21 protein-coding genes are annotated in these 22,026 nt (G+C 56.6%); 7 read left to right on the forward strand and 14 right to left on the reverse strand.

Features of this window, described 5'->3' with window-relative positions:
• Positions 1-3: 3 nt before the first annotated feature.
• Both O2597_RS11730 and O2597_RS11735 read left to right on the forward strand, forming a co-directional pair.
• Complete coding sequence (locus tag O2597_RS11730; protein WP_269525029.1) at positions 4-2,229, forward strand: NADP-dependent isocitrate dehydrogenase; 2,226 nt, start codon at positions 4-6, stop codon at positions 2,227-2,229.
• 196 nt (positions 2,230-2,425) lie between these two features.
• The gene (locus tag O2597_RS11735) at positions 2,426-2,674 is read left to right on the forward strand and encodes a hypothetical protein (RefSeq protein WP_269525030.1); all 249 of its coding nucleotides are present in this window, start codon (positions 2,426-2,428) and stop codon (positions 2,672-2,674) included.
• Here the strand turns inward: O2597_RS11735 and O2597_RS11740 are convergent.
• The 8 genes from O2597_RS11740 to rpiB form a co-directional block, all read right to left on the reverse strand.
• Positions 2,671-3,018: a sulfatase-like hydrolase/transferase gene (locus O2597_RS11740; protein WP_332108364.1), complete on the reverse strand. Its 348-nt coding sequence runs from the start codon at positions 3,016-3,018 to the stop codon at positions 2,671-2,673. The two genes, O2597_RS11735 and O2597_RS11740, sit on opposite strands and share 4 nt — an antisense overlap.
• A complete protein-coding gene (locus O2597_RS11745) occupies positions 3,012-3,695 on the reverse strand; it encodes a 3'-5' exonuclease (protein ID WP_269525032.1) in 684 nt (227 codons plus the stop codon). Before O2597_RS11745 ends, O2597_RS11740 begins: the two co-directional genes overlap by 7 nt.
• 3 nt (positions 3,696-3,698) lie before the next feature.
• Positions 3,699-5,636: a DUF294 nucleotidyltransferase-like domain-containing protein gene (locus O2597_RS11750; RefSeq protein WP_269525034.1), complete on the reverse strand. Its 1,938-nt coding sequence runs from the start codon at positions 5,634-5,636 to the stop codon at positions 3,699-3,701.
• 24 nt (positions 5,637-5,660) lie between these two features.
• Positions 5,661-6,974, reverse strand: coding sequence for a carbohydrate porin (locus O2597_RS11755; protein ID WP_269525036.1), 1,314 nt, complete (start codon positions 6,972-6,974; stop codon positions 5,661-5,663).
• Between the two features lie 101 nt (positions 6,975-7,075).
• Positions 7,076-8,857 carry a sodium:solute symporter gene (locus O2597_RS11760; RefSeq protein WP_269525038.1) on the reverse strand — a complete coding sequence of 594 codons (1,782 nt, stop codon included), beginning with the start codon at positions 8,855-8,857 and terminating at the stop codon, positions 7,076-7,078.
• Between the two features lie 364 nt (positions 8,858-9,221).
• Entirely contained in the window at positions 9,222-10,166 is a 945-nt protein-coding gene (mnmL, locus tag O2597_RS11765; protein ID WP_269525040.1) for a tRNA modification radical SAM protein MnmL/YtqA, read from the reverse strand.
• 31 nt (positions 10,167-10,197) lie between these two features.
• On the reverse strand, positions 10,198-10,782 hold the full coding sequence (locus O2597_RS11770) for a ClpP family protease (RefSeq protein WP_269525042.1): 585 nt from the start codon (positions 10,780-10,782) through the stop codon (positions 10,198-10,200).
• A gap of 65 nt (positions 10,783-10,847) precedes the next feature.
• Positions 10,848-11,294, reverse strand: a complete 447-nt coding sequence (rpiB, locus tag O2597_RS11775) for a ribose 5-phosphate isomerase B (protein WP_269525044.1) — start codon at positions 11,292-11,294, stop codon at positions 10,848-10,850.
• Positions 11,295-11,483: 189 nt separating this feature from the next.
• On the opposite strand from rpiB, the gene rpmG reads away from it, so the two are divergent.
• Positions 11,484-11,654 (forward strand): 50S ribosomal protein L33, encoded by a 171-nt coding sequence (gene rpmG / locus O2597_RS11780; RefSeq protein ID WP_269525046.1) that lies wholly within the window; start codon positions 11,484-11,486, stop codon positions 11,652-11,654.
• A gap of 105 nt (positions 11,655-11,759) precedes the next feature.
• On the opposite strand, the gene O2597_RS11785 is transcribed toward rpmG, so the two are convergent.
• Both O2597_RS11785 and O2597_RS11790 read right to left on the reverse strand, forming a co-directional pair.
• A complete protein-coding gene (locus O2597_RS11785; protein WP_269525047.1) occupies positions 11,760-12,014 on the reverse strand; it encodes a hypothetical protein in 255 nt (84 codons plus the stop codon).
• A gap of 80 nt (positions 12,015-12,094) precedes the next feature.
• Positions 12,095-13,231 carry an Mrp/NBP35 family ATP-binding protein gene (locus tag O2597_RS11790; RefSeq protein WP_269525049.1) on the reverse strand — a complete coding sequence of 379 codons (1,137 nt, stop codon included), beginning with the start codon at positions 13,229-13,231 and terminating at the stop codon, positions 12,095-12,097.
• Positions 13,232-13,316: 85 nt separating this feature from the next.
• Between O2597_RS11790 and O2597_RS11795 the strand changes: the two genes are divergently transcribed.
• Positions 13,317-14,516, forward strand: a complete 1,200-nt coding sequence (locus O2597_RS11795; protein ID WP_269525051.1) for a hypothetical protein — start codon at positions 13,317-13,319, stop codon at positions 14,514-14,516.
• Positions 14,517-14,534: 18 nt separating this feature from the next.
• On the opposite strand, the gene O2597_RS11800 is transcribed toward O2597_RS11795, so the two are convergent.
• The gene (locus O2597_RS11800; protein ID WP_269525053.1) at positions 14,535-14,822 is read right to left on the reverse strand and encodes a glutaredoxin family protein; all 288 of its coding nucleotides are present in this window, start codon (positions 14,820-14,822) and stop codon (positions 14,535-14,537) included.
• Positions 14,823-14,939: 117 nt separating this feature from the next.
• Here O2597_RS11800 and uvrA point away from each other — a divergent pair, with 117 nt between their 5' ends.
• A complete protein-coding gene (gene uvrA, locus O2597_RS11805; protein WP_269525055.1) occupies positions 14,940-17,783 on the forward strand; it encodes an excinuclease ABC subunit UvrA in 2,844 nt (947 codons plus the stop codon).
• Between the two features lie 14 nt (positions 17,784-17,797).
• On the opposite strand, the gene O2597_RS11810 is transcribed toward uvrA, so the two are convergent.
• Genes O2597_RS11810 through O2597_RS11820 form a run of 3 tightly spaced genes read right to left on the reverse strand, consistent with a single transcriptional unit; the run spans position 17,798 to position 20,890 of the window.
• Positions 17,798-17,941 carry a hypothetical protein gene (locus O2597_RS11810; protein WP_269525057.1) on the reverse strand — a complete coding sequence of 48 codons (144 nt, stop codon included), beginning with the start codon at positions 17,939-17,941 and terminating at the stop codon, positions 17,798-17,800.
• 7 nt (positions 17,942-17,948) lie between these two features.
• Positions 17,949-19,703: an ABC transporter ATP-binding protein gene (locus O2597_RS11815; protein WP_269525059.1), complete on the reverse strand. Its 1,755-nt coding sequence runs from the start codon at positions 19,701-19,703 to the stop codon at positions 17,949-17,951.
• A gap of 29 nt (positions 19,704-19,732) precedes the next feature.
• Positions 19,733-20,890: a DegT/DnrJ/EryC1/StrS family aminotransferase gene (locus O2597_RS11820; RefSeq protein WP_269525061.1), complete on the reverse strand. Its 1,158-nt coding sequence runs from the start codon at positions 20,888-20,890 to the stop codon at positions 19,733-19,735.
• Positions 20,891-20,986: 96 nt separating this feature from the next.
• Between O2597_RS11820 and O2597_RS11825 the strand changes: the two genes are divergently transcribed.
• A complete protein-coding gene (locus tag O2597_RS11825; RefSeq protein WP_269525063.1) occupies positions 20,987-21,793 on the forward strand; it encodes an ABC transporter ATP-binding protein in 807 nt (268 codons plus the stop codon).
• A 48-nt stretch (positions 21,794-21,841) separates the two neighbouring features.
• Positions 21,842-21,979 (forward strand): entericidin A/B family lipoprotein, encoded by a 138-nt coding sequence (locus O2597_RS18635; protein WP_345783012.1) that lies wholly within the window; start codon positions 21,842-21,844, stop codon positions 21,977-21,979.
• The last annotated feature ends 47 nt before the right edge of the window (positions 21,980-22,026 follow it).

Here is a 22,026-nt window from a genome sequence, read left to right on the forward strand (position 1 = left end):
ATCATGAGCGACAAAGAGAAGATCCTCTATACCATCACTGACGAAGCGCCGGCTCTGGCGACCCAGTCCTTATTACCGATCATCGAGGCTTTCACGAAAGCTGCCGGTGTGTCGGTGGAAACACGTGATATTTCCCTGTCGGGGCGTATCCTTGCCAATTTTCCGGATGTCCTGACTGAAGATCAGCGTATCGCCGACGATTTGGCAGAGCTCGGCGAGCTGGCCAAGACGCCGGAGGCCAACATAATCAAGCTGCCGAACATCTCGGCTTCGATCCCGCAGATGAAGGCCTGCATCAAGGAACTGCAAGCCAAGGGCTATGCACTGCCGGATTATCCGGAAGAGCCGAAGACTGAAGCGGAGAAAGATGCCAAGGCCCGTTACGACAAGATCAAGGGCAGTGCGGTCAATCCGGTCCTTCGTGAGGGGAACTCCGACCGCCGCGCGGCCGCTGCGGTGAAGCAATACGCGAAGAACAATCCGCACCGTATGGGGGCTTGGAGTTCGGATTCCAAGAGCCATGTTTCCAGCATGAGCGAGGGCGATTTCTTCGCCAATGAGAAGTCGGCAACGATTCCGGAAGCCACCGTCGCAAAGATCGAGCTGGTCGCCAAGGATGGTTCGGTCACCGTATTGAAGGATAGCTTACCGCTGCTAGCGGGTGAAGTCATTGACGGCACTTACATGAGTGCAAAACAGCTGCGTGCGTTTTTGGCTCAAGAGATCGATGCTTCCAAAGCGGAGGGCGTGCTCTTTTCGCTGCATATGAAGGCCACCATGATGAAGGTGTCCGATCCGATTATCTTCGGTCATGCGGTTTCGGTCTTCTATAAGGACGTCTTTGAAAAGCATGCGGCCACGATCGCCGAGCTCGGTGTCGATGTGAAGAACGGCTTGGGCGACCTGATCGCCAAGCTCGACAATCTTCCGACTGAGAAGAAGGAAGCCATCGCATCCGATCTGGCTGCCGTCTATGAAAGCAGCCCCGATATCGCCATGGTCGACTCCGACCGCGGGATCACCAATCTCCATGTGCCGAGCGATGTGATCATCGACGCTTCCATGCCGGCTGCAATTCGTACTTCCGGCCAAATGTGGAACAAGGAGGGCAAGCAGCAGGACACGAACTTTGTCATCCCTGACCGCTGCTATGCCGGTGTTTACGCGGAAACCATCGACTTCTGCAAGAAGAACGGTGCCTTCGATCCCGCCACCATGGGGAGCGTGCCGAATGTCGGCCTCATGGCCCAGAAGGCCGAGGAATACGGTTCGCATGACAAGACCTTCGAAGTCCCTGAAGACGGCACCGTGCGCTTGGTGAATGCCGCGGGGGAAATCATTCTCCAGCACGCAGTGGAGCAGGGCGACATTTGGCGTGCCTGCCAAGTTAAGGATGCGCCGATTCGCGACTGGGTGAAACTGGCCGTGACTCGTGCCCGTGCCACCGGTGTGCCCGCCATCTTCTGGTTGGATGCCCAGCGTGCGCACGACGCCCAGCTGATCGAGAAGGTGAACACCTACCTGAAGGATCACGACACCGAAGGTTTGGATATTCGTATCTTGCCCCCTGAGGAGGCGACCCGTGTCTCGCTTGAGCGGGCGAAGGCCGGAGAGGACACCATTTCGGTGACAGGGAATGTGCTGCGTGACTACCTGACCGATTTGTTCCCGATTCTGGAGCTCGGCACCAGTGCCAAGATGCTTTCCATCGTTCCCTTGATGAATGGTGGCGGGCTCTTTGAAACCGGTGCCGGTGGTTCCGCGCCGAAGCACGTGCAGCAGTTCGAGAAGGAGAACTACCTGCGTTGGGATTCCCTGGGCGAGTTCCTGGCTCTGGGCGTTTCCCTTGAGCATTTGGCCACGGTCTTCAGCAATGCCAAGGCACAGGTGCTGGCCGAAACACTCGACGCAGCCAATGCTAAGTTCCTCGAGGAGAACAAGTCGCCGGCCCGTAAGCTCGGAAGCATCGACAACCGCGGCAGCCATTTCTACCTCGCTCTTTATTGGGCGGAAGCGCTGGCCGCGCAGGACAAGGATGCTGACTTGAAAGCTCGTTTCACGCCTTTGGCGAAAGCGCTTTCTGAAAGCGAGTCTAAGATCGTCGACGAACTGATTTCCGCTCAGGGTAAGCCTATGGATATTGGCGGTTACTATCGCCCGGATCCGAAACTTGCCTCCGAAGCCATGCGTCCGAGCGCGACCTTTAACTCGGCTCTGGCCGCGCTCTAAGGAAAGCCACTTTGATCAGCCGCAGCAGGTTCAACCTGCTGTGGCTTTTGGGTGTTTCTTGGCTGCCAGGTTCAACGGGTCATGCCGGGATTTCCTGTAGAAGCGTCTGTCGTCGCTTCTCTACTATTTCTCTCTCCTGTAGAGAAACGACGAGAGTCGTTTCTAGGCCGGTTCCGGAGAAGTCGAGAATCGTGTTATGGAGATCGCAAAGATTGACGAACTCATTGCGGACCTGCGCCCGACGCACGAGCGTAGCGGGACCTTATACCACTTCGAAAAAATTCTGGTAGTTATGTGCTGCGAAATTTTGGAGCAGCGCAAGGCGGCGGGGCAGGAGTGCGCCGAGGCACATGACTGCCCGGGCAACGCCGCGAACTCCAAAATTTCGCGCATCCATTCTGGACAGGCCCAAATGGCTTCCAGAATTTTTTCGAAGTGGTATTAGATGATCATCGGGATCCGGATGGTCTCCTCAGTCAGGTTCAGGGGCACGCTTCCGTTGGCTTTGCCGTAGAGGCCGTCCTGACCGGTCATATGACCATGGTCCGAAGTGTAGATGATCACTGTATCTTTCAGTAGATCCCGGCCCTGCAGCGCGTCGAGCAAGCGGCCGATCTGCTCGTCGAGCAGAGTGACCGCGGCAAGGTATTGCGCGACCCATTCCTCGTGTTCCGTTATGTTACCTTCGTCCCCGTTCGAGCGTCCGGTCCAGCTGTTGTCGCCGTAGGGAACGAGCTTAGAGGCGAAGCTCCGGTAGTAGTGTTCGGCGTCGCCAATTGGAATCAGTATCTAAGCAGAGGGAAGTCGCCCAGTATAAGCGGGCGCTTTCTACGTTGGCGCATGCGAGCTGTGAGGATGACAAAAATCTCGGCGGTGGTAAATGCATCGCCGGCTGCAGTGTGACGTTCGATCGCCGGAATACCGAGTTGTACGCAGACCTCATCCAGTCCCGGCGGTCGCTGGTTCGCATATCCAGTGGGTCTAAAGGGGCTCAGTTCCTGTTGGGCTAGTTGTGCTGTGTCGATGGCCCGGTTTCTTAATTTGATATTAAACTGCTGCTTGAGTGCCTTGTTTATCATCTGGATGTCAAATCCGATATGGTGGCCCACGATTAACTTGTTTCCCAGACGCTGAAGGAATGCGAGCAGGACTTGCCTCAACGGTTGGCCCATTGCGCTTGCTGATGGCAGTATGCCGTGAACTTCGATGGCTTGATTCCAGGAGGCGTGGTCCTGATGGACGAGCCAGTCTTGAAGGCTTTCTATTTGGATCGCTCGGTCTTTTATTTCAATGCTTGCGAGTGACAGCAAACGGTCCCTTCGCGGGTTTAATCCCGAGGTTTCAGAGTCCAGGACAAGGATCCCAAGATCATCGAGCGCTTGTTTGCTGTCCTGTTTTTTACGTGTCTGGTCGCGGTATGCAGATAAAATACCTTGGGACTCCTGTTCTGGATTGCCTGCTTCCATTCGCTAGAGTGAAAATTCCGAACGAAGTTGGCCCTGAACCATGCGAAGGACGTCGAAGACATTCGAAAGGTGTGCACGTTCGAGTCGGGTGAGTTCGGCCGGATCGATGTAGCGGCCGTCATCTCCCCGTTTGAGTCCATTCAGAAGGCGGAGCCGCAGGAGAAAATCATAGGCCTCGTAGGCCAACTCGGCTGTTTCTTCGAGTTCCGGAACGGCCTCCTTTATTTGTTCATAGCGGCCACCGGTAGAATAATGCCGTGTCAGCCGGTACTTGAAGGCGAGTGCGCGTGCTGCGTCTCTCAGAGGGGATAAGGCGCGCTTCTTGAGGTCGAAGAGTCCGGCATGCATGCCTTTTTTCTCGACGATGTATTTGCCACGGAAGTTGAGTGGTGGTGGTACTGCAAGTGTCAGTTCGGCCAGTTTCCGCTGGAGTCTTACATCGTTCTCGACCTGGTCGAATACCGCGTCCCGCACACGTTGGGTCAGTTCTTTGCTGCCGCTTACATAGCGCAGGTCGAACAGGATGACAGAACGAAGCAGGGTATTTTCATCACTCCAGGTCGGAGTGCGTATTTCATTTAACCAGGTGGATTCACTCTGGCACCAATTTGGATTCGATGCCATCACGCCACCCTGACAGCGGGTGAAACCGCATTCGGTCATCAGCTCGATGACGTGGTTGCTGAAATCTAGAAAGAACTGTCGATTTGCAGCATCCTGCTTCGCGTTCCCGCTCTCGGCGTAAACGAGGGCATTATCCATGTCGGTGCGAAGGATCTGTTCACGACGTCCATCGCTTCCGACCGAAAGCCAAGCCCAGGGGACGGCCGGGAATCGACGCTCATGGTCTGCCATATGCTCCGCTGCCATCCCGACAAGGCGCTGGGTCAATTCATCGTACAGCTCCCCGCAAATTTGCCCGAGAAAAATTCCTGAGATCGCATTGGTGGCATAGCGTCGCATCAATCCTTCAATTTCATCGCAGAGTTCGCGAAGCCTCGCAGTGGAACGCGCGTTACGGATCTCACGTAAAATACCCGCCGGATGGTGGCCGCTTTGAGCTAGCAGGTCTTTGTGGGTACAGACGTCCAGGGCTTTTGTCGCCGAAGTGCCGTCTTCGGTGACGCATATTTGAGGAATGCGTTCCCGCAGCATCAAGAGGAGTGCTGCCGTGGTACTTGAATTCGGGGAGACCGTATATACCGGTTTGGCCATGATGTCATTGACCGGTGCATCGGGGGAGCTGCGATTGATGATAATATGCCGAATCAACTGCAAACTGGTGACGATCCCCAACGGGCGTCTCATCCGGTCAACGACCAGAACAGAAGGCAGGCGTTTGTTGACCATGAGCTGTGCCGCCCGGTATATGGGGGAATCCGGCGTACAGGTGACCAGTCGCTCAATGGGGCGTGTGTTTAGATATTGTGCTCCTTCGAGATGGGATTCCAGAATCGTATGTTTCGCGGCCATTTGGGCTTTTTCAGGAATCTGTACCTTGGCTCCCACGCGCGTGGACCAGAACATGTGGCGGCGAACATAGTGACGCGCTTCATCATGAGCATCCAGCAGCTCTTTAAACGGTTTGCCGGGGATCACATAGAGGAGACTGTCTTCTTCGACCACTGCATGAACCTTGTGTGGTTCACCTTCCAGAAGGGACGTTAGTCCCAGCAGGTCGCCGATGTCGCGTACGTCGACACGCTCTGTGACACCTTTGTTTTCCCAGTAGTACTCGATTCGTCCGGTGCTGAGAAAATAAAGGCGATCCAGCGGAGGATCGCCTTGCTGCCAGAGCTTTTCGCCGACTGCCAAGGCGATCACACTGGCTTGGGCCGCCAAAGAAGGGACCGCATCGTCCGGAAGCAAGCTAAAGGGAGGGTATTGCTTGATCGCCCGGGCGATGCGGTCCGGTATGGCGTTGTTGGTCTTCGAACGCATGGGCGTTCTGAGTATTGATGATTTTTAGAAGACCAACCCAAGCTCGATGCCAAGTACGAGTGCGTCGTCTATCTCGCGGTAACCACTCGGGTTAAATACGTATTGAATATTGGGACGGATATGCAGGTAAGGTGTGACCTGGAACTTGTGGTTCAGCTCGATCCCGGCTTCGTAGTTTTGAGTCTCCAATCCCGCTTTGCGGTAGGCGTCATTGCGTTCGTCGCTGAACCATGCCGAGTAGAGGCCGAGCGCAGTCTTGTCCTGTGGGCGTGATGAGATGAGCCCGTCGTAGAGTAGGCCAGCAATGCCGTAGTAAGGCATCGGGCTCTTCTCTTCTTCAGGGGACATCGACCCGGCGATAAAGAACGTCAGTCCCTTACCCGGGTCTTCGTCATGTGCCATGAGCATTTGTTCGAAGACGAAGTAGATGCCGTATTGGGAATCTTCTTCCTTGCCCGGGAGTCCGGAGATATAGGGATTCCCGCCTGCAATATCTTCTGTGATGCTGGCAAAGTCACCACTGTGGTAGAAGCCGCCGATCGCGTAGCGTCCGGGCAAGTCGAAGAGTCCCGATTCTGGAGTGTAGTTGAACTCGGCCAGATACAAGGCACCATTGTCACCCACGCTGAAGTCTTCACCGTGGTTGTCTCCGCCTGCCGGCCCGATTGGTCCGCCGTCGTAGACACCGACTTTAAGGTGCGTTTGTTCGCTGGTGTCGATAATCATGCGGGCACCCAGGGTCGCTACCGGATAGGCGCTTAAGCCGTCCGGCATGTTATAGAACGGGGAGTTGAGCTGGCCGCAGATTGCGTTCGTGACGTATTCACCAAAGAGCGGTGAGGTCATGAAGTCGCTAGTCGCTGTCAGTCGCCCATAGGCCAGATCCACCTTCTCATCGAAGAGCTTGTGGCTCATTTGTACTTCGACCAGACGATGTGTTTGTCCGCCTCCGTACAGTTGCTGTACACTAATGGTGTTGCCGATGTAATCAGCCGACAAGCTTTTGCCCGATCGTTCCGAACCGCGAACCATCAGGCTCGTATTCTCAAGCCCGAACAACTTTTCGAAGTCAAAATCGAGTTCAAGGTAGAAATTATGCAGATAGGTAGCGCCTTCTTCGAGACCGCCACTGACATTGGCTGCGGGTTCTGTTGTATAGGATCCGTAAATCTCAATGCCGTTATTGTATAGGTCGTTTCGAAGGCCGCCCCAGTCTCCGGTCAGGTGGGTCTCGCGGCTGAAAGGACCGGTTGTTTGTGCCTGGACCTGACTTGCGATGCCAAAGGCAAGGGCAATTGTCAGTGGGGCTTTAGGGAAGAATCGTTTTTGGAATTTCATATATTTGTTTGGGGGGATTTTTTTTGAAGGGGTAAAGGGCCTCACCTGCCTGCAGTGTGAATTCACTGTCGCTTGCAGGTGAGGCACCAACGTTTACCTGATTAACCTCTGAAGTAGAGATAAGCGCTAAGGATCAGGACGAGGATCACGCCGGACCAGACGATGTCTGTCGTATTCCAGCTCTTGCGTGTCTCCGCCTTTTGTTCGTCCGTGACCGTACCGAAGGTCAAGCCGCTGATCTTTTCGTAATCGGGCTCGCGGGTCATATAGCTGACCGCGTAGAAGACGATGATACAGACGACGAGGATGAGCATCGAGTAATACTGGAAGAAGACATTATTCATCACCCAGAGGAACGAGCCCTCATCGTAGGTATACCCCATGAGGGCAACCGGCGTATCAATGGCCAGACGGATCAGGCCCATGAGAAAGCCGACGACCAGGGTCGCCAGACAGCCGGGACCATTGAGGCGCTTGAAAAAGACACCGAAGAAGAAGACCACGAAGATCGGCGGAGCCAGATAGGCCTGGATGCCTTGCAAGTAATCATATAAGCCCTTGGCTCCTTGAATCACCGGGATCCAGAGCAGGCCGATCACGACCAGAACAGCGGTTGCCACCCGGCCGATCCAAACCAGCCGTGCCTGACTGACGCCCTTGTGGAGGCGTGAATAGAAATCCATGGTAAATAAAGTCGCTGTTGCATTCAACACCCCGGCGAGCGAACTCATCAAAGCTGCCAGCAGACCGGCGACCACGATTCCCCGGAAACCGGTCGGCAAGACGTTCTGTACCATGAGAGGGAAGGCCGCTTGCGCATTTTCACGGATGACTTCACCCGTTGTCGCATCCAGCAGGCCGGCGGCCAGTTCCGGTTGGGCACCGCTCTTTGCCAGAGCCATGCAGATCATGCCCGGAATGATGAAGAGGAAGACCGGCAGCAGCTTGAGGCCGGAGGCGAAGATCGTGCCACGGCGGGCTTCCGTTTCATTGGGTGCGCCCAACATACGTTGAACAATGTATTGGTCGGTACACCAATACCAGAGGCCGATTACCGGTGCGCAGAATAGCATGGAGAGCCACGGGTAGTTGCCGTTGAAATACCAGGCTTCCTTCACGATGGCGCCCGTTTCGCCGACTTCGCGAATCGGTGCCCAAGAGCCTTCGGCTCCAGCGCGGACAATCGGCTTCCAGAGATTGAACATCTCACCGCCCAGGACCTCGCGCATGTTGTGCCATCCGGTGGCGACGCTGCCGTCACCTAAGGCTTTCAAGCCGAAGAAGGTGACGAGGAAGGAGCCGAACACGAGAATGAAGGTCTGCAACGCTTCGGTGTAAGCCACGGCTTTTAGACCCCCTGTGATCGTGTAGGCGCCAGTCAGTAGGAGGACGGCGATCGAGCCGATCCAGAAACTGTTAATGTTGCCGATGTGTATTTCGGGCAATAGCGTCGCGAAGACGATCCCACCGGCGAAAATGCCCACCGCGATCTTCGTCAACACATAGGCGAAGAGTGAAATGAGAGATAGGATTGTCCGGGCGTGAGGGCTGAAGCGCCGTTCCAAAAATTCAGGCATGGTGAATACTTTGGAGCGCATGTAGAATGGCCCGAGAACCCAGCCGAGGATGAGCAGACACCAGGCGTGGAGTTCATAGTGCGCCATCGCGACACCGTCGGTTGCTCCCGAACCGGCCAAGCCGACCAGGTGTTCGGAGCCGATATTCGATGCAAAGATCGACGCTCCAATGACGAACCAGCCGAGATTCCGGCCGGCGAGGAAGTAGTCATCCGAGGTGGCGTTCCCTTTTCGAATGACCCACCACGCTACTCCAAGTAGAATGGTGAAATAAATGGCTATCATGAGCCAGTCCAGTGCTTGCATAGTTTTAGTCCTTTCGGTTTTCCCGAAAACTAAACGGACCCGCCGGGGTCATTTGAGTTTGGGATGGGGGATTTTGATTGAGGTGTGCGAAGCTCAGGGGCTTCAGTTGGGTCTATTCCTTTTGGAATGGGGGTATTTTTAGTTCTATCTTATTCTTTGAGGAATATTTTGCTGACATTACAGTCAAGTAAACGGCGCGTAGGTAATCGTTTACATGGCTGGGTTTTGGGGTAGTATTTTAACTAAATGCTAAATTTTCAGGTCTTTTTTTTATTCGGGGCAGTGAATTCCTGAATTTTTGGGAGGGGAGAAAAGCTCAAAAAAAATTTTTCTAAATCTAGCTGAATTCCCGCGAGATGCAACGTTAGTAATGCTTTCCTTGCCAACTGTCGACAGTCGCGAGATGCTTCTCCAGCAGCTGCAGCATTTGGTCGTTGCGAAGATCCCACTGGATGGGGCTTAGGTTCTTTTCGGGAGGCGCCTCGGCAAAAAAGCGTTCGATGACGAAAGCGGGGTTCAAGCGCTCGATGAAGCGGGTGATGAACTCGAGATAGACATCGAGCTCGTAGAAGAGGAAGTCCTGCGGATGATGCTGGTAGTCTTTCACCATCGCGGTGCCGCGAATCAGTTGCAGCTGGTGGAACTTGATATTGTCGAGCGGGAGTTTGGAAAGCATCTCTGCTTCGGCCAGCATGTCATCCTCGCTTTCTCCCGGTAGTCCGAAGATCAAGTGGGTGCCCACCTTGATTCCGTATTCGGCGGTCAATTCGATGGCGTCGACCGCCTGTTGGTAACTGTGCCCCCGGTTGATGCGTTTCAAGGTGCGGTCGTAGCAGGATTCGATACCGATCTCTAGAATGACATAGTGGGACTGTGCCAGCTCGCGGAAGTAGGCGAGCTTTTCCCTGTCGATGCAATCCGGTCGGGTGCCGATGACCAGTCCGACCACGCCCGGCACCGCGAGTGCCTCGTCATAGATGGCCCTTAGGCGTTCAAGGGGGGCATAGGTGTTAGTGAAAGCCTGGAAGTAGGCCAAATGCTTGCCCGGATCATGGTAGCGTTTCTGATGAAAGCGGATGCCTTCCTCGATTTGTTGGCGCACGGGCTTTGCCGGATCGCAGTAGGCCGGGTTAAAGGCATCGTTGTCGCAGAAGGTACAACCTCCATGGGCAACGGTACCGTCCCGGTTGGGGCAGGTGAAGCCGGCATCAATCGAGACCTTCTGGACCCGTTGGCCGAAGGTACGCTTGAAATATTGGGGATAGGCGTTGAAGCGCCTCTCATGCCCCCAGCTGTAGTTCGCGCACATCGTAGAGCGACGGCACGCCGGTGCCGCCCGTTTAGATCTTCTCGACGATCTCGTCGGCCAGACCGTACTTGATCGCTTCGGGAGCGGTCATGTAGAAGTCGCGGTCGGTGTCCTTCTGGATCTGTTCGAGAGGTTGGCCGGAGGATTCGGCCAGAATGGCATTCAATTCGTCGCGCAGGCGCTCCATTTCCTTGGCTTGGATGTGGATGTCCACCGCAACCGCCACCATTTGCCCGGAAATGAGGGGCTGGTGGATCAGGACGCGAGAGTGGGGGTAGAGCAGGCGTTTGCCCTTGTCCGCGCCACAGAGGAGAATCGAGCCCATGCTGGCGGCCATCCCGGTCACAACTACGGTGATGGGAGAGCTGATCAGCTTCATGGTGTCGTAAATGGCCATGCCTGCGGTAATCGAGCCGCCGGGGGTGTTGATATAGAAAGTGATGTCCTTGCCCGGATCGGTCGCCTCCAGGTAGAGGAATTTCTCTGTTACGTCACGGGCCGACTTGTCGGAAACCTCGCCCCAGAGAAAGACTTTGCGTTGCTCCAGGAATGTGTCCTGGATCTTGCCCAGTCCGGCTTTTTCCTTGTCTTTGGACTTATCTTCTTTTTCGGCCATGGATATATACGTGTTCATGTAAGCATTAGGAGAGCAGAGCTTGGCGAGCTTTCAAGCCGTGAGTCTTATTCGGCTTCAATTTTTGCGATCCGGCGCTCGTGGCGACCTCCTTCAAATTCCGTGTCGAGCCAGATTCCGACGATTTTAAGTGCCAAGTCGACGGGCACCGGACGTGCGCCGATGGCGATGCAGTTGGCGTTGTTGTGCAATTTGGTCATTTCGGCGGACCATTCGTCCCAACAGAGGCCGCAGCGTACGCCTTTGACCTTGTTCGCGACAATCGCTTCGCCGTTCCCGCTGCCTCCCAGCACGATGCCGTAGTCGGCTTCACCGGACGCGACGGCCTGGGCGGCGGGGCGGATGAAATCCGGATAATCGCAGGATTCCGCGCTGTTGCAGCCGAAATCGAGGACTTCGTGTCCGCGCTGGCGGAGGAACTCGCTGATCGGTGCTTTCAAGGGGTATCCGGCATGGTCGGTGCCGATTGCAATCTTTAGGGAGGGCGTGCTCATGAAGCTTGAAGTAAAAGCCCTGCACTTGCCGCAGGGCAATACGTAATACACAAAAAGCTGCATCCTGGATGGCGGGGGCATTCGGTTGCGCCCGGGAATCGGCACATGAACCGAAAAAAAGAGTTGCACCGGGGGGCCAGTCGGCTAACTTCCGCCGTTTTTCCAAATTCACCAACTAAGTATTTAGCCATGCCGAGAGAGCACGTAACCATCGAATGCACTGAAGCCCGCGCCGAAGGCAAGCCGGTTTCCCGCTACATGACCACCCGCGACAAGCGTAAGCAGCCGGAGCGTGTGGAGAAGATGAAGTACAACAAGCATCTTCGCCGCCACACCCTGCACCGCGAAATCAAGAACTAAGGGTCGGTTCGACACTTTCTAAACAAAAACCCGCCATCAGGCGGGTTTTTTTGTGGCCCCGGTTCGAGCAGGGAAATAAAAGGGGGACTTGGATGCGGGAATGGCTTAGTGCTTGGTCTTTTCCACGCCCTTGCGCGATTTGCGCCAATTTTCCCGGTGTTTACGGATCCAGTCGAGGAGGGCGCGCTCAAAGCCGATGTCGCGACCCAGCTTTTCAGACTCCAGCCATTTGTGCCGGAGGATCTCGTCTCGTTCCGCCAGAAACTCCTGATACAGACTCGATTTCTGGGCGAATTCAGGCGCACCTTTGCAGGCTTGGGTGTTTGCGTTCATTTCCTCTGTGTCTTTCTTCGGGCTCATTGCTGGCAACCAACCTTAGATACATGTGCTATGTGAGAATACCTTAAATACAATTTCCGGCTAGTCAAAAGCGTTCTCTATTAATCTTTTATGAGCTTCTCTATCAGCTGTGCTGCGATCTGCTTAAATTCGCTGGACGCCGCGCTCTCCGGGTCGCTCACCACGATGGGGATTCCATTGTCGCAGCCGACGCGGATTGCCGGGTCGATCGGGACCTGGCCGAGTAGGTCGGTTTCGAGGGTGCGCGCTGTTTCTGCGCCACCGCCTTCACCGAAGAGGGCCTGCCGGCTACCATCGGGGCCTTCCAGATAGCTCATATTTTCCACCACACCGAGCAGTGGGACGTTAACCTTGTCAAACATCCGGGCGCCGCGGCGGGCGACTTGATAAGCTGCAGGTTGCGGCGTTGTTACCACGACCGCACCGTCAAGGGGCAGGGTCTGTACGAGGGAGAGTTGTGCATCGCCAGTGCCGGGGGGGAGGTCGACCACGAGGATCTCCAGTTCGCCCCAATTCACATTCTGGGCAAATTGCTGAATCGTCTTCATGATCATCGGGCCGCGCCAGATCACCGGTGTGTCTTCGTCGATCAGGAAGCCCATGGACATGGTGTGAATTCCGAAGTTCTCCACCGGGACAATCATGTCGTTCTGAATCTCAGGGCGGCCGGCGGCGCCGAGCATGAGAGGGACTGAGGGGCCGTAAATATCGCAGTCCATGATGCCCACGCCGCTGGGCATGCTGCGGGCTTCCAGTTCGCGCTGGAGGGCGCAGGCCAGATTGACCGTGACGGTGGACTTGCCCACGCCGCCTTTGCCGGAGGCAACCGCGACGGTATAGCGGACTTTCTGCATGGCCGGGCTGGACGAGGGGCCGACCGGGCTGCCGGAGGCTGGGGTCGGCTGTTGTTGCGGCTGGGAAATTTCCATGCGGACCTTCACGTCCTCGATTCCATCCAGACTGCCGACCGCCGCCTTGATGTCAGCTGCGATCTTTTCAGGGATGCTGCTGTCGCTGGTCGTGATCTCGACGCTGACCTGGGCGACTCCGCTGTCCAGTTGGACGTCACGTATCAGCCCGAAGGACACGATGTCCCGGCTGAAGCCCGGGTATTTCACGGATTTGAGGATTTCTTTAATTTGCTCGGTATCCACGATCTGAAAAATATCAAAGAGTTCGACAGTGAGACTGATTGGCTGCAACACAACCCGAAACATTGTGAATTTATTCAACCGTGAAAATTCCGGCCTCCATTCGATTTGCATTTGCGATTTCCGGCAAGCTGGGGCTAGTTCATTAGCCATGCGCTCCCTACATACTTTTTGCCTTTTTGCTTCACTCCTCATCGCCCTGGGATTGCCGGTTTCCGGGCAGGTTATTCAACTTGAGGATGCGACCCGAAGGAATGAAGGCATTATTCCCATCGCTCTGGAAAGTAGCGACGCCAATATCCGGGACCTGTCCGTGCGGGCCTTCCGTCTGCATGGTGCTTATTATGTGACGGATGCGGGAAAAGCCTCCTTTGCCGTCCGGATCGAGCGGGCCAGCGGGAGCTCTGTGCTTTTGACCATTCGCTCCGGGGGGCAGGAACTCTACCGGAGTACGGTTCCCGGGCGCGATTTACAGAATGCGGTTCTTCGTGCCTGTGACCTGACGGTCGACGGCACCGGCAAAAAGCGAGGTTTGAAGGGCTTTTTTGCCGGAAAGCTGGCTTTCGTGGGTAAACAACGCGGGGTTTCCGAAATCTATACCTCGGACCTGCTCTTTTCTCGGGTCACCCCGCTGACTGCTGACCGCGCGCTGGTGACGGGGCCGAAATGGGCTCCGGACGGCAACAGCCTGGTGTACACGACCTACTACAAGTCGGGCTTCCCTGACATCTACAAGCTGGACCTTCGGGCCGGGCGTAAGGTGCCGATAGCCACTTTCAAGGGGACCAACAACGGTGCCTGTTACAGCCGGGACGGCCGCAGGATCGCCATGACGCTCTCCGGCACCGGCAATTCCGAAATCTTTGTCTGTGACAGCTACGGCAAGAATGCCCGCCGCTTAACCACCAACCGCAGCCTCGAAGCGAGCCCGAGTTGGTCGCCGGATGGGCGTCGCCTGGTCTACACCTCGGACGCCCCGGGGAGTCCGCAACTCTATGAGATCTCTGCCAATGGGGGGCCGGCCCGTCGTATCCCCACGAATATCAGCAATTATTGCTCGGAGCCGGTCTGGAATCCCGTACATGATAATTTGATCGCCTTTACGGCTTCTGTCGCCGGCGGTTTTCAGATCGCTTTGTATGACGCCAAGACACGGAGCAGCAAGTGGGTGACCCAGGGGGGGAACTCTTCGCTCGAGCCGACATGGTTGAATGACGGCCGTCATCTGGTCTACACGCAACGCCAAGGGGGGCGCACGCGTCTCATGCTTCTGGATACGGAAACCGGCAAAAGCGTCGCGTTGCACAAACCCAATTTCGGGGATGCTTCCAGCGCCAGCTTCGTCTACTAGAACTAGAGCGTGCTGTGACTAATCCTCGTCGTCGCCGATCCCCAGTTTTTGGCGGACCTCGGGGAACTCACTGAGTTCACTGAGGAATTCATCGACCGAGAAGTCCGCGACCACGAAGTCGTCGAATTCGAATGTCGGGGCTTTGGTCTGGCCGCTGATTTGCACCATGGCATCCATATCCTTGGGGTTGGCGTACACGTCGCGCACGTCGAGTTCGACACCGTGTTGGTCGAAAAACGAGAGTGCTTCACGGCACCAGGGGCAGCCGCTTTTAACGTAGAGAATGGGAACATTTTTACGCCTCATGATAGCTTATAGAGTATACTGAAACGCCTGATTTACAACGCAAATTGAACGATCCCGATACTTTAGTTTCCTGCGCTTGCCAGGCCTCTTAAACTCGTATATAAGCCCAGTCTTTCTATGTCACCGGCCCAGCATGCAGCTCATTCCATCTCCGTAAAGGGCGCTCGGGAACATAACCTAAAAAACGTCAGCCTGGACATTCCGCGTGACTCCCTTGTCGTGGTCACCGGGGTGAGTGGTTCGGGCAAGTCTTCGCTGGCATTCGATACGATTTATGCGGAGGGCTATCGCAAGTACATCGACAGCCTGTCGACCAAGGCGCGCATGGTGCTGGAACAAATGCCGAGGCCGGATGTGGACTTTATTGAAGGCCTCTCGCCGGTCATCGCCCTGGAGCAGCGTACTGGGGCAGGGGCGAATCCCCGCAGTACGGTGGCAACTGTGACTGAAATTGCCGACTATGCGCGTGTGCTGTGGTCTGTTTGCGGTGTGGCCTATTGTCCGAAGGACGGCGGGCGAATCGAACGGCGGTCGATGGATGATTGCCTGACCCGTATTTATGCGGAGCCGGAGGGGAGCCGCCTGATGATCCTGGCACCTTGGATGACGGCCAAGCCTGCGATCTTGCGGGAAGAGTTACCCCGTTTGCAACAACGCGGCTTCCAGCGCGTGCGCCTCAACGGTGAGGTCCGGCGGCTCGACGACCGGGACCTGATTGACTCGAAGGCGGGCGAAGTGGCGGTCGAGATCGTGGTTGACCGGATCGTACTACGCCCGGACCAGCGCAGCCGTCTGGCGGACTCCCTCGAACTGGCGTTCAGTGAGGGAGATGACCGGGCCCTGGTGCTGCTGGAAGACCGGGAGCGGGGTGGATGGCGCGAAGTCGCCCTCAGCAACCGGCTCTCCTGTGTCAACTGCGGTACGGTATACGATGCACTCACCCCACGCCACTTTTCCTGGAACCACGCGGAAGGTGCCTGTCCGGAATGCGGGGGGATCGGGGAAACCCTGCAGTTTCAAGCGGAGTTGGTGGTGCCGGATCCGACCAAGTCGGTGCGCAACGGGGCGATCAAGCCCTGGCGTCTCGGTTCGAAGCAGATGATCATCAAGCGCAATGCGATTCTGAAGCAACTGGCGGAACAATTACCCTTTGATCCGACCGCACCATGGGAGGAATTGCCGCCCGAGGTGCGGGAGCAGATCCTCTTCGGGACCGGCAAGCGTCTGTTCAGTTTCAAGTTAAAGGGCGGCAACACCAAGCCGGAAGCGATGTCCTTCGCCGGGGTTATGGCCGATTTGGAAGAAACACGCCGGAGCACCAGCAGTGAGGGGCTGAAGGCCAGACTGATGGCCTTTCAGATCGGCAGCCGATGCAATACCTGCCGGGGCCGGCGCTTGCGGCCGGAGAGCCTGAGCGTCCTGATCGAAGGTTCCGGTTTGTCGGAATTCCTGTCCTTCTCGCTCGAGGGGGCGCATGCGTTCATGCGTCAATTATCAGGGAAGCCGGCCTACGCCAGAGTGGGAGATGCCTTGCGAGGTCTGTCGTCCAGACTGGATTTCCTGAACGAAGTGGGGCTCAGTTATCTCACGCTGGATCGTCGCTACACGTCACTCAGCGGAGGCGAAGCCCAGCGTGTGCGTCTGGCCACCCAGTTGGGCATGTCCCTGATGGGCGTTGTTTATATCCTCGATGAGCCGAGTATCGGCCTGCATCCCTTGGATAACCGGCGTTTGATCCAGACACTACTGGCGCTGCGCGACCGGGGCAATTCGGTGCTGGTGGTCGAACATGATGCCGAGACCATGCGGGCCGCCGACCATTTGATCGAACTGGGTCCGGGCGCGGGGGCCGAGGGCGGCTCTGTGATCTATGAGGGCAAGCCGGAAGCGTCCTATGAGTCGCCGGACAGTCGGTCGGGACCATTCTTAAGTGGCCGCTTCCGGGTCGAGAAGTATGCCGACACCTTGCGTCCGAAATCGGACTGGCTGGCGGTGAAGGAGGCCCGTGAACATAACTTGAAAGCAGTGGACGCCCGCTTTCCCGTCGGCTTGTTGACGGTTGTCTGCGGTCTTTCCGGTTCGGGCAAGAGTACCTTGGTCAACGATATCCTGGCCCGGGCGGCCGCCTTCAAGTTGAACCGGGCGAAGGCCATCCCGGGGCGGCATGGTGGTATTGAGGGCTTGGAGCACTTCAGTTCCGTGGTTCAGGTCGACCAGGAACCGATCGGTCGCAGCCCGCGTTCGAATCCAGCGACCTATACGAAGCTCTTTGACCAATTGCGCGACCTTTTTGCCAAGTGCTCTCTCGCCAAGATTCGGGGCTACAAGGGTAGCCGTTTCAGTTTCAATGTCGCCGGTGGGCGCTGCGAGCGCTGCAAGGGGGACGGCGTGATCAAGCTGGACATGCAGTTTATGGCGGATGTTTACAGTGAGTGTCCCAGTTGTCAGGGGCGGCGTTACAACCGGGAAACGCTGGATGTGAGGTTCAAAGGCTATAGCATCGCCGATGTGCTTGGTATGAGTGTGGATGAGGCCTTGGCCGTCTTTGCCAAACAACCGCGTATTGCGGAAAAGTTGCGAACGCTGGCCGATGTGGGACTGGGCTATATCAAGCTGGGGCAGCCGGCGACCACGCTCTCCGGGGGAGAAGCCCAGCGCATCAAGCTCTCTCTCGAACTGAGCAAGCGGCAGCAGGGGGAAACCCTGTATATCCTGGATGAACCGACAACGGGGCTGCACTGGCTGGACATTCAGAAACTGATGGATCTTCTGTTCAAACTGCGGGATGCCGGCAATACCATCTTAATCATCGAACATGATACGGATGTGATCCGGATGGCCGATTGGATCGTCGAGCTAGGCCCGGAAGGTGGCTCTGGCGGCGGGCAGATTGTCTATACCGGAGAGGTTCGCAAGTTCCTGGAGGGCTGCGAAACTGCCACTCAGCAAGTGCTTGCCTGACTTTGTTGCCGGGGTTATAGTCCGGGGATGTAGTCCCAGAAGCTACGATTCTGCTTAATCGTGACGCCGTTCTGCGAGCTGGTTGAGCTACATGCAGACAGGAAGAGGCAGGCCAGAATGAGAACGGCGGCGAGGCATCGGCGTGTGCGTGAGGTCATGGCAGGTTTATCCGTTGTGATTCAGGGCTGTTTTAGCCTGTTTGTCGTAGAGATTACGATATAATTCGCAGCGGCCGTGAAGTTCGGTATGTTTGCCACTGTCGATGATGTGCCCGGCCTCAAAGACAAAGATCCGGTCCGCGTGCTGGATCGTGCTGAACCGGTGGGCGATGATCAGGACGGTCCGTCCGCGGGACAGATTTTCCATCGCTGCCTGGATCTGGTGTTCGCTTTCCGCATCAAGCGCGGATGTCGGTTCGTCCAGAATGATGATGGGCGCATTTTTGAGGAAGGCCCGTGCGATGGAAATACGTTGGCGCTGGCCGCCGGACAGGCGTGAGCCGCGTTCGCCGACTTCGGTGTCATAGCCGTTTTCCAGCTCGGTGATGAAACTATGGGCATTGGCCATTCGGGCGGCCGTTTCAATCTCTTCCTGGCTGGCTCCGGGCTTACCGATTCGGATGTTGTTGGCGATGTTGTCACTGAACAGGATTGCTTCCTGGGAAACGAGGGCGATCTGACGACGCAAGTCCGCCTTGGATAAGGTGCGCAGGTCGATGTCGTCCACTGTGACCCGGCCTTCTCCCGGATCATAGAATCGGGGAACGAGGTTGGCAAAGGTCGACTTGCCGGCTCCGCTGGGTCCGACCAGTGCGACGACTTCACCGGCCCGGATGTCGACGTTGACGGACTTGAGTGCCGCCTCCTCACCGTAGCTGAAAGTGATGTTCTCGAAACGGACCGCGCCGGATGCATGTTCCATTCGTTGCGGGTTTTCGGCTTCGGGCACCGAATCTTCCGCGTGCAGGATGTACTCCAGTCGTAAAAGCGAGGCCTCGGCCTTGCGCAGGGTGTTGTTCACGCCACCCAGCTTCTTGACCGGTTGATAGCACATATACAAGGCGGTCAGGATGGATGCGAGTGCGGCTTGGTCGATTTCGCGTACGACCGCCACATAGAGGGCCACGACCAGCGCTATGGAGGTGACCAGCTCGATGGTCGGGTTCAGGGCCTTGTCGTACTTGACCACTTTGAGGGATCGTTTCAGCAAGGTCCGGCAGGCGCCGGCAAAGCGGTGCGTTTCCTTGCTTTCCAGGTTGTAGGCACGTACCTCCCGGATGGCGGAGAGGTTCTCGTTGAGTACATGGTTCAACTTGCCGGCTTGTTTCTGGGCGCGCTTGGCTTTCGCCAGAACGCGGTTACCGATTACCCGGATGGGCAGCACGCAAGCCGGTACGGAGGCCAGCGCAATGAGCAGGAAGGTGACGTCCGAGCTAACGAAGGAGAGGTAGACGAGGAAGGCCGCCGCACTGACAAGGGTGGCGGGTTCCTTGATCAGGCTGTCCACGACCTTGACGATCGCATTTTGCAGCTGCTGGGTGTCGCCCATGACGCGCGACATCAGGTCGCCCACCTTGTTCTTGTGGAAGAATGCCAGCGGCAGGGTCTGGATCCGCTCAAATACCAGGACCCGCAGCTGCTCCAGGACATGCATGCCGGTGTAGGCGATGAGATAGGAGTTGATGAAACTGCCTAAGGCCCGGAAGAGGAAGACCAGCGGGACCGCCATCAGCAAGCTGATCAGGGCCATGCCTTCAGGCGCATCGTCCTGAGTGAGCAAAGGGACCAGATACTTGATAATAAACGGCAGACCAAAGCCGCTCGAGGCTGCGTAGATCAAGCCGGCCAGCAAACCCAGGCCGAATTGCAGGCGTACGGGCTTCAGGTATTTGAAATAGGGACCGAAACGTTGGAGAGGCATAGGTCTTGCGGGATGCTTTCTGTGCCGGCTTAGTTGAAGCTGGCGATGACTTCAACCACACGTTGAATCATATCCGGGCTGAGGTCCGGGTAGATCGGCAGTGCCAGACTGTGGGCCGCGGCCCGTTCTGCATTCGGAAAGTCGCCCTTAAAGTAGCCCAACAGGCGGAAGCACTCCTGCTCGTGTAGGGCCAGCGGGTAGTAGATTTCACATCCGACGTTGTTGGCCTTCATGTGCTGCATGAGGGCGTCACGTTGATCGCTATAGATGACAAACTGATTGTAGATGTGGTAGTTGTTCTCAGTTTCCGGAGGCAGGACGACGCCGCCTTCCAGACCGGTTCCCAGTTGTTCATGGGTACGGACCAGCCCGGCCTCCTTGAAGAGTTTGCGGTAGAGCGCGGCATTCTCGCGGCGGGCTTCGTGCCAGCTGTCCAGATGGGGGAGTTTGATCCGGAGGACCGCAGCCTGAAGGGCATCCAGTCGGAAGTTGCCGCCGACGCGTGCATGGTAGTATTTGGGCTCCATGCCGTGGTTGCGCAGCTGGCGGGCAATTTGGGCGTAGTCCGCATCATCAGTCACGATCATTCCGCCATCGCCGAAGCAGCCCAGGTTCTTCGTCGGGAAAAAAGAAAGGCAGCCCATGTGCCCGAAGGAGCAGGCCCGGCGGCCATTCTGCTTGGCGCCGATCGCTTGGGCGGCATCTTCGATGACGAGCAGCTCGTGCTCGCGGGCCAGCCGGTTGATGGCCCGCATGTCGGCCATTTGGCCAAAGAGGTGCACCGGTGCGATGGCGCGGGTTTTATCGGTGATGGCCGCTTCGATCTTCGAAACGTCGATGTTGAAGCTGTCCGGTTCGATATCGACGAAGACTGGCTTGGCGCCGATTCGCACAATTGACCCGACAGTTCCAAAAAAGGTGTAGGGGGTGGTGATGACTTCGTCGCCCGGGCCGATTCCCATGGCCATCATCGCCACGATCAGGGCGTCTGTGCCGGAGGAGACCCCGACGGCATGTTCCGCACCACAGTAGTGGGCGACTTCCGCTTCGAGGCCTTCGACTTCTGGGCCGAGAATAAAGTATTGGGATTGCACCACGCGTGCGACCGCTTCGTCCAGTTCGGCGGCGAGGGCCTGATACTGGGGCTTAAGATCGAGCAGTGGGACTGTAATGGGCGTATCACTCATGTATGTACCCTATGTTTCTGGTATTTCATGAAATAGTCTAGCACGTATATCCAAGAGATGTTGCACCGGGGCAACTGTTCCCTTTTCTTATGCCCCATGCCTGAAAACGAGCCGTCTACGCCTTTGCTCTCTGTCCGGGACCTGAAGGTCCATTTTCCCGTGCGTGGGGGCGTCATGCAACATACGGTGGACTGGGTCCGCGCTGTGGACGGGATTTCCTTCGAGATCCCGCGGGGCAAAACGGTTGGTCTCGTCGGGGAGAGTGGCAGCGGCAAGACGACCACGGGGCGCGCGATTGCACGATTGGTGCCCGTCACGGCTGGCGAGATCCACTACGAGGAACAGTTGATTTCCCGTCTGGGGAATCGTGCATTTTTTCCTTATCGTAAAAAGATCCAGGTCATCTTCCAGGACCCATTCAGTTCGCTGAATCCCCGGATGACGATATTCAGTATAATAGCCGAGCCCCTTGAAATCCATTTCCCGCAATGGTCCCGGGCGCAAAGGCAGGCCCGGGTGGCCGATTTGCTGGAGAAAGTGGGCTTGAGCCCGGATTTCATGGAGCGCTACCCGCACCAGTTTAGTGGAGGCCAGCGCCAACGTATCGGCATCGCCCGTGCACTTGCGGTGGAACCGGAGTTTATTATCTGTGACGAGCCGGTCAGTGCCCTGGATGTCTCGGTTCAGGCGCAGATTGTCAATTTGCTCCAGGATCTGCAGGATGAGTTCGGTCTGACCTATCTCTTTATCGCCCATGACCTTGCAGTGGTGGAGCATATTAGTGACGAGGTTCTGGTCATGACGGAAGGCAGGATAGTGGAGCAAGCCAGCGCGCAGGAGATCTACTCGAACCCGCAGCATCCCTACACGATAAAGCTGCTGGAGGCTGTCCCCGGAATCTGAGGCGTCTAGCACTTGCCTTTTTTAGCCTCCGTCTTAGGCTTCATCACGATGAAAAGAACAATCAAGTTACTTGTGGGCGGCCTGCTAGTCGCATCACTGCTATCCCTGTCCGCCTGCAATACTGTAAAAGGTTTTGGCAAAGACGTCGAAGCTCTTGGTAAGACATTGCAGGGCTCGGCAGAGTGAGCGCTCTTCCTGTTGTCTTGGCCGTGTTGCACCCTGATGGGATGCCT

Origin of the sequence: Coraliomargarita parva (assembly GCF_027257905.1) — a bacterium.
Taxonomy (GTDB): domain Bacteria; phylum Verrucomicrobiota; class Verrucomicrobiia; order Opitutales; family Coraliomargaritaceae; genus Coraliomargarita_A; species Coraliomargarita_A parva.

Bases quoted from the DNA above. Each gene is read 5' to 3' on its own strand.
- O2597_RS11730 (WP_269525029.1), top strand. From the start codon at position 4: ATGAGCGACAAAGAGAAGATCCTCTATACCATCACTGACGAAGCGCCG.
- O2597_RS11735 (WP_269525030.1), top strand. From the start codon at position 2,426: ATGGAGATCGCAAAGATTGACGAACTCATTGCGGACCTGCGCCCGACG.
- O2597_RS11745 (WP_269525032.1), bottom strand. From the start codon at position 3,695: ATGGAAGCAGGCAATCCAGAACAGGAGTCCCAAGGTATTTTATCTGCA.
- O2597_RS11750 (WP_269525034.1), bottom strand. From the start codon at position 5,636: ATGCGTTCGAAGACCAACAACGCCATACCGGACCGCATCGCCCGGGCG.
- O2597_RS11755 (WP_269525036.1), bottom strand. From the start codon at position 6,974: ATGAAATTCCAAAAACGATTCTTCCCTAAAGCCCCACTGACAATTGCC.
- O2597_RS11760 (WP_269525038.1), bottom strand. From the start codon at position 8,857: ATGCAAGCACTGGACTGGCTCATGATAGCCATTTATTTCACCATTCTA.
- mnmL (WP_269525040.1), bottom strand. From the start codon at position 10,166: ATGTGCGCGAACTACAGCTGGGGGCATGAGAGGCGCTTCAACGCCTAT.
- O2597_RS11770 (WP_269525042.1), bottom strand. From the start codon at position 10,782: ATGGCCGAAAAAGAAGATAAGTCCAAAGACAAGGAAAAAGCCGGACTG.
- rpiB (WP_269525044.1), bottom strand. From the start codon at position 11,294: ATGAGCACGCCCTCCCTAAAGATTGCAATCGGCACCGACCATGCCGGA.
- rpmG (WP_269525046.1), top strand. From the start codon at position 11,484: ATGCCGAGAGAGCACGTAACCATCGAATGCACTGAAGCCCGCGCCGAA.
- O2597_RS11785 (WP_269525047.1), bottom strand. From the start codon at position 12,014: ATGAGCCCGAAGAAAGACACAGAGGAAATGAACGCAAACACCCAAGCC.
- O2597_RS11790 (WP_269525049.1), bottom strand. From the start codon at position 13,231: ATGTTTCGGGTTGTGTTGCAGCCAATCAGTCTCACTGTCGAACTCTTT.
- O2597_RS11795 (WP_269525051.1), top strand. From the start codon at position 13,317: ATGCGCTCCCTACATACTTTTTGCCTTTTTGCTTCACTCCTCATCGCC.
- O2597_RS11800 (WP_269525053.1), bottom strand. From the start codon at position 14,822: ATGAGGCGTAAAAATGTTCCCATTCTCTACGTTAAAAGCGGCTGCCCC.
- uvrA (WP_269525055.1), top strand. From the start codon at position 14,940: ATGTCACCGGCCCAGCATGCAGCTCATTCCATCTCCGTAAAGGGCGCT.
- O2597_RS11810 (WP_269525057.1), bottom strand. From the start codon at position 17,941: ATGACCTCACGCACACGCCGATGCCTCGCCGCCGTTCTCATTCTGGCC.
- O2597_RS11815 (WP_269525059.1), bottom strand. From the start codon at position 19,703: ATGCCTCTCCAACGTTTCGGTCCCTATTTCAAATACCTGAAGCCCGTA.
- O2597_RS11820 (WP_269525061.1), bottom strand. From the start codon at position 20,890: ATGAGTGATACGCCCATTACAGTCCCACTGCTCGATCTTAAGCCCCAG.
- O2597_RS11825 (WP_269525063.1), top strand. From the start codon at position 20,987: ATGCCTGAAAACGAGCCGTCTACGCCTTTGCTCTCTGTCCGGGACCTG.
- O2597_RS18635 (WP_345783012.1), top strand. From the start codon at position 21,842: ATGAAAAGAACAATCAAGTTACTTGTGGGCGGCCTGCTAGTCGCATCA.